Source organism: Peribacillus phoenicis (assembly GCF_047238085.1).
In the GTDB taxonomy this organism is placed as follows: Bacteria; Bacillota; Bacilli; order Bacillales; family DSM-1321; genus Peribacillus.
Window position 1 is genome coordinate 1 of the sequence record NZ_JBDFMF010000005.1, and the last position, 11,441, is coordinate 11,441.

At 36.6% G+C, this 11,441-nt stretch carries 10 protein-coding genes and 2 pseudogenes; 9 read left to right on the forward strand and 3 right to left on the reverse strand.

The window, feature by feature from the left end; genetic code table 11:
- The 6 genes from ABC374_RS27905 to ABC374_RS27930 form a co-directional block, all read left to right on the forward strand.
- A partial coding sequence (locus ABC374_RS27905) for a SpoVA/SpoVAEb family sporulation membrane protein (protein ID WP_413020602.1) occupies positions 1-204 on the forward strand: 204 nt, incomplete at its 5' end.
- A 12-nt stretch (positions 205-216) separates the two neighbouring features.
- On the forward strand, positions 217-423 hold the full coding sequence (locus ABC374_RS27910) for a DUF1657 domain-containing protein (protein WP_063596892.1): 207 nt from the start codon (positions 217-219) through the stop codon (positions 421-423).
- A gap of 27 nt (positions 424-450) precedes the next feature.
- Positions 451-1,311: a DUF421 domain-containing protein gene (locus tag ABC374_RS27915; RefSeq protein ID WP_331262962.1), complete on the forward strand. Its 861-nt coding sequence runs from the start codon at positions 451-453 to the stop codon at positions 1,309-1,311.
- A 261-nt stretch (positions 1,312-1,572) separates the two neighbouring features.
- A complete protein-coding gene (locus ABC374_RS27920) occupies positions 1,573-2,145 on the forward strand; it encodes a YitT family protein (RefSeq protein ID WP_082196740.1) in 573 nt (190 codons plus the stop codon).
- A gap of 231 nt (positions 2,146-2,376) precedes the next feature.
- On the forward strand, positions 2,377-3,057 hold the full coding sequence (locus ABC374_RS27925; protein ID WP_063596890.1) for a DUF421 domain-containing protein: 681 nt from the start codon (positions 2,377-2,379) through the stop codon (positions 3,055-3,057).
- Between the two features lie 140 nt (positions 3,058-3,197).
- On the forward strand, positions 3,198-3,410 hold the full coding sequence (locus ABC374_RS27930) for a hypothetical protein (protein WP_063596889.1): 213 nt from the start codon (positions 3,198-3,200) through the stop codon (positions 3,408-3,410).
- Positions 3,411-4,340: 930 nt separating this feature from the next.
- Here ABC374_RS27930 and ABC374_RS27935 read toward each other — a convergent pair.
- Positions 4,341-4,502: a hypothetical protein gene (locus ABC374_RS27935; protein ID WP_207440592.1), complete on the reverse strand. Its 162-nt coding sequence runs from the start codon at positions 4,500-4,502 to the stop codon at positions 4,341-4,343.
- Positions 4,503-4,736: 234 nt separating this feature from the next.
- Positions 4,737-5,408, reverse strand: a complete 672-nt coding sequence (locus tag ABC374_RS27940) for a response regulator (RefSeq protein ID WP_413020606.1) — start codon at positions 5,406-5,408, stop codon at positions 4,737-4,739.
- A 1,060-nt stretch (positions 5,409-6,468) separates the two neighbouring features.
- Between ABC374_RS27940 and ABC374_RS27945 the strand changes: the two are divergent.
- From ABC374_RS27945 to ABC374_RS27955, 3 genes and pseudogenes are all read left to right on the forward strand, one after another.
- A pseudogene (locus tag ABC374_RS27945) lies at positions 6,469-6,723 on the forward strand (recombinase family protein); the annotation flags it as partial.
- A 388-nt stretch (positions 6,724-7,111) separates the two neighbouring features.
- On the forward strand, positions 7,112-7,771 hold the full coding sequence (locus ABC374_RS27950; RefSeq protein WP_286185096.1) for an ABC transporter permease: 660 nt from the start codon (positions 7,112-7,114) through the stop codon (positions 7,769-7,771).
- A gap of 123 nt (positions 7,772-7,894) precedes the next feature.
- Positions 7,895-9,324 (forward strand): annotated as a pseudogene (locus ABC374_RS27955) (IS4 family transposase).
- A 497-nt stretch (positions 9,325-9,821) separates the two neighbouring features.
- Here the strand turns inward: ABC374_RS27955 and ABC374_RS27960 are convergent.
- On the reverse strand, positions 9,822-10,265 hold the full coding sequence (locus ABC374_RS27960) for a cell wall hydrolase (RefSeq protein ID WP_063596886.1): 444 nt from the start codon (positions 10,263-10,265) through the stop codon (positions 9,822-9,824).
- Between the last annotated feature and the right edge of the window lie 1,176 nt (positions 10,266-11,441).

An 11,441-nucleotide genomic window follows, 5' to 3' on the forward strand; every position in this document is an offset into this window, starting at 1 on the left:
CCCTTAATTGATTTTGCTGGGGCAGGGGCTACTGTTCCTATTACAAGCTTTGGGAATTCACTTGTACACGGGGCCATGCAAGAAGCTGAAAAACACGGGTTAGTCGGCGTACTTACAGGGATGTTCGAAGTGACAAGTTCTGGCATTTCATCTGCCATTATTTTCGGCATGTTAGGAGCTTTGATTTTTAAACCAAAGGGATAAGGAGGATGTAAGATGACCATCGGATCGGAAGTAAAGCAATGTCTTGCCAGCCTAAAAGGCGTAGAAGCTAGTCTATCCAGTTTAGCCTTACGTACACAAGATAACGAATCGAAACAAACCTTACATGAAACGATGATGGTAGTGAACGAAGTAGTCACAGATTTGAAAAAAAGGGTGGGAGAATTGGAGAGGGAGGAATTCCAGTATAAAGGGTTTTAAAATAAAGTATATAGGAGGTGTTATGTAATGCCTGATTGGTTAGATGTATTTTTGAGGGCTTTGTTGTTTCTCATTATCCTTTTTTTAGTAACTAAATTGCTAGGTAAAAAGCAACTATCTCAACTTTCTTACTTTGAGTATGTGGTTGGTATAACCATAGGTAGTATTGGGGCGGAAGTGATTACGGGTCTTGAACGAAGTATTTTAGTGGGGGTTATAGGGATTGTTACCACTGCCGCACTACCTTTTATAGTTGGAATCCTTTCTTTGAAAAGCAAAATGGTTCGGGACCTTGTAGAAGGGAAAGGAACGGTTTTTATCAAAGATGGAAAAATCATGGAAGATAACTTGAAGAAGGAAAGATATACAACGGATGAATTGTTAGAGTTACTTCGAAAGAAGGATGCTTTTCAGGTGTCTGATGTGGAATTTGCGGTATTAGAGGCAACCGGAGATTTATCCGTTATGTTAAAGAAAGAGAACCAGCCATTAACGGCAAAGGATTTAAACTTGGTGGTTGCTTCAGTCAAAGAGCCTCAGACCGTCATAATGGATGGGGAAATATTGGATGAACCACTTGCGACGATTGGTCGAAGTCGAGGTTGGTTACACACTGAATTAGAAAAATTAGGAGTCACCATTGAAAATGTCTTTCTTGGACAAATAAATTCTTATGGAGAACTGACGGTGGATCTTTTTGATGATATATTGCAAGTACCGTCTCCTCAAGAAAGGCCTTTACTTCTTTCGACTATGAAAAAATGCCAAGCAGACTTAGAATTATTTGCACTAGGCACAGAAAATAAAGAAACCAAGCAGATATATGAAAAAAACAGTGAAAACCTACAAAAAGCGATTGATAACGTTACCCACATCTTAAAAAGTTGATTGTATGATCCGTTGTTCATGGGTTATTTCATTCGTTCTAAAAAACATAGGAGGCAGATATATGCCTCCGAAAATTCACCCAAAAATTTATCAAACGTAATTCAGTAAAAGGAGATTTTATATGTATATGTAGACTATAGGGAAATTCAACTTGTCACGCCCCTTTTTAAAAAGGTTGCTTTCAACTAATTACAAATCTTAGCCTCATTCTGAAATCATATGCTTGTACATATATTAGCCATAAATACATGATAAAAGGTGATGTATATTTTTCAGAAAATCACGGCTATTCTTATAGGTAGTTTATTATTGAGTATCGGAATAAACGGCTTTTTAGTTCCCCATCATTTATTAGATGGAGGTATTACAGGTATTGCCCTCATCATTCATTATTACTTGGAATTTCCAACAGGTTTAGTGATGTTCCTTTTAAGCATCCCTCTGTGTATATTCGCATGGATCCATGAACGAACATTCTTTTATAATAGCTTTCTCGGTTTAATTGTTGCTTCTGTGTTCATTGATTGGCTAGCTCCTTTAAGAAACCAATTTTGTCTTTCTATTTTTCCGAGTATGTTAATAGGAGGAGGATTGATTGGAATCGGAGTAGGAATCATGCTTCGATATGAAGCAAGTACCGGAGGAACCGATTTGTTAGCTCAATTTATATCGAAAGCTATGTCCGTAAATATAGGGGTCATTATTTTCATGATAGATGGCCTAATTGTAACGTCGGCAATTAAAATGTTAGAGTTAAAGGCTTTCCTTTTTTCTGGCTTAACTATTTGTATGATTGGATTGATTACATCTTTAATGGTTAGCCCCATCGAATAGTTAAGGAAGAACCTAGAAGTTTGAGTGATTTCTTTGCATTAGACCTTCGACCGGTTGATTTTCCTATTTTAATAAATAACTTATTTCATAAAGCGCTTGGTAACTTGGCTTTAAAGTATGATTTTCTTCAATTGTATACAAGCTGTCCACCTTGCTAAGTATGTTTTCCTGGTTTTGTGACAGAATAGTATTTGTCTTTTTATTAGAAAGCATAAAAATGAGGTTGGAAAAATGTTCACTTTTATTGGGAAGTTAATTCTGCTTTTTGGTCTAGTGATTTTGGCCATGCGCTGTATGGGAAAGACTGTACTGGCTCAGTTAACCCCGCCTGATCTTGCGGCCATTGTGTTTCTTGTCACATTGTCCGTCAGTCCTATCAAAGCCAATGGATTTGGACAGACCATTGCAGGGATCATTACCATTGTCATCATGTATCTGTTGTTTTCTAAATTAAGTCTTTTTCGTTGGTTAAATCGAATGTTCATTGGTCAGCCAAGTATTTTGATCAAACATGGGAAAATCTCAAAAAAAGACTTACGGAAAACGCGTTTTTCTCTCGTTGAGCTATTGTCAACCATTCGGGCTGCAGGATACCCGAATATACGGGATATTGATTATGTGATTCTGGAACCGAATGGAGAACTTAGTATATTACCCAACCAATCTGTTGTTAATTTAACGCCTAGACACTTAAATATTGAAACAGACTATCAAGGACTGCCGATTGCTATGGTCGTCGAAGGGAAAATCCAGCATAAAAATTTAAAATTAATCCAAAAGGATGAAAAATGGCTTCAGGATGAATTAACCAACAAAGGATTTCGCCAAATCAATAACATCTTTTATGCAGCCGTCACGGATAGAGATCATTCGTTAATCGTTGACACCGGTATCGATTATCAAAAAGCGTAATTTACATAACCTATTTTCTATAGGAAGAGAAAAAAATTGCTTTAATAAAACCAACACTTTTTTTGGTTTTTCCCGGTTATAAAAAAGCTGAGCTTGGTAAAGATATAAAAGTAATTTAAATAATAAAAGGGGAGATCCTAATGGCTCAAAATCAAATTGACGTAAACCAATTAAATCAAGCTAAAGCAAATGTGACCCTTACCCAAAGTTTACTAACTCAAGCAATTGAGAAATCATCTTCAGACCCAACTTTAGCTCAGGAAGCAATCAAACAAATTGCAAATGAGATTGCGCAAGCTCAAACAGCAGTAAACCAAGTGCAAAGTGCATTTTTAGCCCAAAAATCTGAATGAAATCACTTAATTTACCCCTAAAGCCCCCTGTCCTTTTGGATAGGGGATTTTCGTTTTTCTAACTTTCAATACAAAACATGAGTATTGTCAATTATTAAGAACAATCGACCATAGCACCAATTCGCCATAATAAAGGATCTTATATCACTGTATCTTCTCATTAGAGCCACTGCCGAACGAATGGAAACATATATCGATTGAATTAACCACTTTACCTTAGTGATGACCGTCTTTGATATTCTAGGGGTTGTGTATGAAACGACGGTGAAGCATAGACAAGCTGCCTAGCGAAAAAGTCGCGTTTTAATAGGTATGCCTACTTTTCCATCACTCGCTAGTTTTGAAACAAATCTAGTAATTTACTTTGTTAGCTGGATGGGCATGTGGTGGTACCCCAAAAGGTACTTGCAAATTTAAACCAAAAAAGGGCATCTAATTTTCCCAATGTCCCAGATTTTTAGAGAGTAACAGAATCTTCACTATCGGAATAGAATGTAGTCCTTTGTTAATTCATTATGTTGTACATTCCCCCTAATGGTACTGAAGGGTTCTCAGTATCTCTGGGGGTTTTCGTGTGTGGTACCATTAAAACAGTTTGAATAATCTCCGATTCGCTGGGGATAGTAGTAATAACCCTTCCAGAGGTTAAAAACACAGCCCTGTATCAAGCCGTAAAGATGCTTGTACGGGGCCTATTTTCTTTATATCGGGAATATAAATATAGTCCTTTATAAGGCAAACCATCAATACGCCCCTGTACAATTAAATTCTGTATGGGGGCCTATTTTTTTTGTATATAGTGAGTAACCCACTTTTAACTATGGGCATAGGATATATTCCTAGTGACTTTTTCACATAATTTCTACGCCCCCCATGTACTGTAAGTTCTCCCCAGTACTCTTGTGGGGTTTTCTTGTATGCTTGACAACATTAGAATAAATCGAATAATAAATCCGGTTCGGTGGCATAGTAATATCGAGCAGTTTTCCATGTAATCTCCAAAACCCTGATATCAAGCCGTAAAGAAGCTGATACAGGGTTAATTTTTGCCATGAATAGCAATTCCCATTCGGTGGCATAGTATTGATACACCTAAATGTTTGTCCTCCCCTGTTACCAGCAAGTTGGTGCAGGGGGATACTTATTGTACATGGTAGTTTATAATGTGGAAATACATTCAGGTGGGCTGGTAAAGCTTTCCCATTGCCCGCGTATCAACCTAAAAACTGATACGGGGGTATTTCTATTTTGCAAACTGCTCTAGAGGTATAGCTGAATAAGCTTTGTCCATGAGCTTTTTAAGGTTAGACTTATTATAAGTTGAAATTATTTCACTTCTACCCAGCCGTTTTTAATAGCTAGAACAACAGCTTGTGTACGGTCGTTTACCTCCAGTTTTTGAAGAATGTTACTCACATGGTTTTTTACTGTTTTTTCACTGATGTTTAAAGTTTCGCCGCTGGCACGGTTGCTTTTTCCGTATGCTAAAAGTTGAAGAACTTCACATTCGCGTCGAGTCAATAGGTGAAACGGTCTTCTGATCTCTACAGCATGCACTGAATCCCGATCAGCAGCTAAACGGCGATATTCTTTGACTAGATTATGTGTCACCTTCGGATGAAGGTATGAGCCACCTTCTGCGACTACACGAACAGCATTAATTAACGCATCGGCATCCATTTCTTTCAACAGATAACCTTGTGCTCCTGTTTTAAATGTATGCTGTACATAGTTTTCATCATCATGAATCGATAAAATGATGACTTTCGTTTTAGGGTAACGGTATACAAGCATTTTAGTCGCTTCGACACCGTTCATATTCGGCATGTTGATATCCATGATAACAACATCTGGTTTGTGTGTTTCAACAAGATCCATAGCCTCGCTTCCGTCAGCGCCTTCGGCAACAACATAAAAGGATGATTCAAAATCTAATATACGCTTAACGCCTTCACGGAAAAGCTGATGGTCATCGATAATGATGATACTAGTCTTCAACGGCTTCTTCCTCCTAATTTATATAAATGCCTATTCTGGAATTTTCTTTTCAGCAATATATACAGAAAGAATAGCATATTTTTCGTTTTGGGGTGTGAAGGCGGGGCGTTCTTATTGGTGTATCTGTATAAAGATTAAAAAGAAAACGCCAGGAACGGAAGAATAGCCATTTCATTTTGTAACTTTAACCGGGGTTATGGTTTTATTTGGTAATGTAATTATTGTATAATAAGGGTGTGACTAATTATCCAGAGTTGGTCAGCCCCCTTTTTTTATGGCATTTAAAAAGAGCTTAGGGCCTTCTTTCTCACTTTCCGAAAAGTCGAGAAAGAAAGCCTTTTTTTCTACTTTAATTGCTTCTATTTCCTCTTTAGCACTTCTTTTTAAGTTGCTTCCGTGGACTAAAAATTTCCTGCGTGTTTTCTTTGGATGGATTGAATACCTTTATCTATAGAAAAAAGCAGTGAAGTTTCCAAGTCGGAATGGACTAAACTAAAATAATGGACAATATAAAACACCTACCAACTTGTTATAACTCCTTTAATGTGGAAATTAATCACTGACAGAATTCACATGTAAAGAGAACGAGAGGTTTATCCATCAAAATGAAATGGAAGCTGTAAAGGGGGAAAAGAAATGAAAAAAGACAGAGTTTTATTAGCGGAGTTTGTTTAAGGAGATCGATTTGAACTCAACTCCTATCTTACTTCTTTATTTATAAAAGGTAGATCCTTAACGATTAAACAATAAGAAAAAATAATCAGGAAAAGCTGCTAAACCTACTGAATTCATATTTATGGGGTATTGGTAAAGGCTGGCTATCATAACCTATATTGACTGTTTTGAGGAACGCGATTGTATTAGATTAATATAATAGATTTTAACCTTCACTAAAAATTGGGGGCTTACCTTTATGGGTAGCCGTTTTCCAGTAATAAAAAAAAAATATAGCATTACATATCATGCAGCATATATCTCGTTAGAATATTTATTATAAATAACCACTGTAAATCTAAGAACGTTTCCTTTTGTCCAAGATGTACTGCTCAAGTGGTAGTTCATGTTTACTATGTTAGGTGCTGTTGCTGAATTTGAACGTGATTTGATTGTTGATAGAACCCCCGAGGGACGCGAAAGGGCAAAAGCTAAAGGAACTCATATGGGACGTAAAGGAAAGGACGGAAAGGACGTTAATAAGACTTTGAAGCTGTTTCAGGAAAGAGAATCTAACGGATTAAGTGTAAATGAGATAGCTAAAATGACAGGCGTTCCACGTTCCACTATTTACGCCAAAGCGAAAGAGGCGACACTCTGACCAGTGTTAGCCTTTTTTTATTGCTTACTGTGGCATTGTGCAATAAAAAAGTATTTCAACTTGGCTGTGTAAACCAACCGTGGAATTGCTATTTTGTACACTCCAGAAAGACTACTCTCCAATATAAAGAAAACAGGTATTGTAGACCCCGCATAGTACCAAACAAACGATGAAAGTAGTATTGATGAAATGCTGATAAATCAAATCGTACATAAACCCCACCTCGGTATTTGTTTTTTTCTTTATGATCTGTCAAAAATCAAAATAGATAGAGTGCTCATTCCCTTTTTGAAAATATTCATATTATAGGAATACAGGGTTGCTTGTCCAATAGAATGCGATCTTGAAAAGTAACTTAAGGTATAGCAAAAAAAGGAGTGATAGTTCTATGTCTTATCACGATGATTGTTGTAAGTGTAAATTAGAAAATATTCAATTCCAACTTCAACAACAGCAACAAAAACAAGCTCAGCTACAGGCTCAACTCCAAAATCAGACGCAAGCTCAAAACGATACAGATACTATTTCCAATGTAGGTAATCCTGTCGTTAATGTGAATGTATCTGCTACTGCTGATGGAGATTTGAAAACTCTGCAAAATTTGGTAAGACCTTCAGCTTTTAGAGCACAGTCTAATGCCAATCGAGCTGTTCCTGCAAATACTTCTGTAAAAGTCCTGTACCTAAATGAACAATTTGATTTAGCCAATGAATATAATCCAGCTACCTCTACCTTTATTCCAAACACAGATGGAGTCTATTCAATTATTGCAAGTGTATCATTTTTTCCTAATGTTCCAACCCAATACAGAGTAGCATTAGAAATTCGTTTGAACGGAAATCAGGTTGCAGCAGCTGATAACGATTTCTTCGGTGCGCTAGCCAACATAACAAATGCTGTAACTGTTTCTTCTATTCTTCAGTTGCAAGCAGGTGACACTGTGGAAATCTTCGTCCTTAGTAACGTTGCTGGTACCCTTTTAACACAAGGTCTTAATGTTGCAGCTTCACACTTTGAGGCTGCTAGATTTCCGTCTCCAACAGCATAAATAAAAAAAGGCTTAAATAGGGGTACAGCCACATGCCCATCAAGCGAAGTTAAAATCATACCCTCAAAATGAAAAAACGCTATGCTTATCGTAAGAAGTTTACGAGAAAGGATGGCGTTTTTGATGAATCCTATCATTTCAAATGAACTGAATCTTTTCGCACAAGAACTACAATACTTTTTATCTCCAATAGTCCTACAAGATATCGCCAAACAAGTTGGCTTTGTACAGCGATCGAGTAAGTATCAAGCAAACGAACTCATTGCCCTTTGCGTATGGCTCAGTCAAGAAATCGCTAGCACATCACTTACACAATTGTGCAGTCAGTTAGAAGCTTCCACTGGGGTACTGATGAGCTCAGAAGGATTGAATCAACGCTTTAATTCAGCAGCCGTCACATTTCTTCGAGAAGTCTTTACTTCTCTTCTCACACAAAAACTCTGTTCAAATCAATCGCTTTCTGCACACATGATTTCTACTTTCAATCGAATCCGTATTTTAGATGCGACAGTGTTTCAACTGCCTGATCACTTCGCCACTGACTATCAAGGTTCAGGCGGGAGTAGTAATACGGCATGTGTAAAAATCCAATTGGAATATGATTTACTTAGTGGTCAATTTCTTAACGTGCAGCTTGGACCAGGAAAGAATAATGATAAAACGTACGGTACCATCTGCCTTGAAACCGTAGAGGCGGGCGATTTGTGTTTGCGTGATCTTGGTTACTTCGATTTAGGAGACTTACAAGCCATTCATGATAAAGAGGCTTACTATATCTCGCGGTTGAAGTTGAATACACGCATTTATATCAAGAACCCTGAGCCAGAATACTTCAACAATGGCACGTTAAAAAAGCAAACAGGATACATCCAGCTTGATATGACACAAATGATGTTTGGTCTAACCCCTGGTGAAACGATGGAAATCCCAGAGGCATACATTGGCCAAAATCAGAAGCTTCCAGCACGTGTCATTATCCATCGTTTAACCGATGATCAAACGCAAACACGCCTGAAAAACCAAGCGATACGTGAAAAGAAGAAAGGCATTGTCATGAAGGATAAAAGTAAACGTTTAATGGGCATGAATGTATATATCACGAACACGTCGCTAGAAGAAGTACTGACAAATTACGTGCATTCATTGTATTCACTTCGTTGGCAGATTGAGATTTTGTTTAAAACGTGGAAGTCATTCTTTGAAATTGATGAATGTAAAAATATTAAAAGAGAACGCCTAGAGTGCCATTTATATGGACAACTCATTGGCATTCTCCTCTGTTCTTCTACGATGTTTCAAATGCGACAGCTTCTGCTTGAAAAGAAAAAGCAGGAGCTGAGTGAATACAAAGCGATTTATATGATTAAAGATTACTTTCCGTTACTGTTTCAAGCGATAGCAGTTGGCACAGAAGAACTTTTGAAATTCTGCATCGCCTTTATCAGCTGCTAAAAAAGAACGGTCGTAAATGTAATCGTTATAAGAAGATGACCGTCTTTGATATTCTAGGGGTTGTGTATGAAACGACGGTGAAGCATAGACAAGCTGCCTAGCGAAAAAATCGCGTTTTAATAGGCTTCTTTGGCATGCCTACTTTTCCATCACTCGCTAGTTTTGAAACAAGGATCAATTCGTATCTAGTCATTTACTTTGTTAGCTTGATGGGCATGGGGTACCACCAGCAAAACGCGGATATACAACGTTAAGGATATTCCAGCATTAAAAATCCCAATCTCTCAGTGATATAAATGAGAAATTGGGATTTAATTATTCAACAATTGCGCCCGATTGTTGAAGATTGATTAATTTATTTCAACTGGTGTTTATTGCAGAACTTTATAGAATCAGATGTTTAAAAAACTTCTAATTTTTTAGTTAACATAATCATGATAGGAACTGAAAAAAGGATCTTCCAGTAAGAAGATCCTTTTTTGCTGCTTACTCAATTAACGTACCTTTTAGTTTAAGTGTAATATTTTACAATCCTTCTTAGGTAAATACGATTACTAAAAGTTTTATTTTAGTTTTTATAAATATTCGAATCTTTTCCTCAACGAGGACTATAAACGCTTTCACATGTTCCAGGCGCTGGTTCATAAAAACAATGTTGTTTAAATTGACCAGTAAAAGGTTGGTCATACCATGTTGGAGGACACGGACCATATGGATTAAAGTACCAAAGAGCATATTTCGCTGGGTGATCTCTCCAATATTCCAAATTCTTTCTCGCTAATCTTCTTTCAGATTCTCTTGCTCTTTGATAAAATACATTACCTTTTTGAACAGCTTCAAAAGAATAATTTCCTCCTTGTACGTGAAAAATGACATCTCTAATTGTTCTTAATTCATTAAAGTCAGTACAATCTGCTACAACACGGTTAACAATGACATTTCCAACATATAGCATTCCTTGTGGTCCTTCGCCTTCAGCTTCTGCTCTCATCATCCTTGCCATTAAATTGACATCTGCATTTCGGTAAGCTACTCTTGTCATTTTACCACCTCCAAAATAAAGTATGAAAAAAAGCATACATTCATGTCCTTGTTTACAATTATCAAATGAATACTCTATACAAAACTAGTTAACATAATGCCAATTATATGAAGCTAGACAAAGAGCAAACTCATATCTATCAAGGGTTTGGCTCTTTGTCGTTTTTATCGTTTATACAGCGTTTTATACATAGTTAATCAACGCTTTTGGCTTCTGTACAAGTCTAACAGCTGCATAAAAAAATGGGGGTTTTATGCAACCTATTTTTCAATATAATGGCCCTTTAATGGAATAACATGACTAACGTTTTTAAACAAATGTAAGGTTTTTTTCATGTTGTAGCTACTGTCAAAAAGCATACTTTATGACACGTAGAATGATAGCTCGTAATCTGTATGTCAAAAGGTGAATTATCTCATTTTGACATATGTAATTTCTTTAAAGTACTTTTTGAAATAACTTTTCTGAATGAACTTAATCCTTAGCGTGGTTTTTCGCGTTTTGCTGGTGGTACTGCCCATCAAGCTAACGAAACTGGTTACCCCCAAAACGAAAAAAATGAGTTAAATTCTCATAAACAATTAGATAGAGATAAAAATTTCGTTTTGGGGATACCTTAGAATCTTGGCTTGATGGCTATGAGGCGGTACCCCTATTGAGTATTTAACTGATTTGGCTGGAGGATTTTTATCGTACCCTTATAAGGAACAATAAATTTCAAATGTATATTGCACTTCATAAATAAATTTCAATTTTCAAAACCACCAATAGTTGGTTGACTATTTAAAAGAGTATATATGAAGTGTTGTTCGCTCAAATTAGCAATAAAAATATTCTTGATGGATATATTAAGAATTGTTCTTTATAAAAAATAAAAAAGGGGAAAGGAGCTAATGTTATGCAGTTACCCGAAGACTTTAAACATTTTTTAGGAATAAATCCAGCTAGGCATAAAACAGAAGGGCTAAGTGTAGATCCATGCTTTTCACAACTCATCATACATAAGGAAATACATGGGGATAAAGTATTCGTCCCATTGGATTTAAAAAAAGTTTGGAATCGTTTATAACAATAAAAAGAGCAACCGTGTTGCACATAACCCTGTCAAGTAGACAATAAAAAAAGAGTATTTTTTAAGCTGCGGCCTTTTCTCGATCGTAAATATAGGGGTCATTA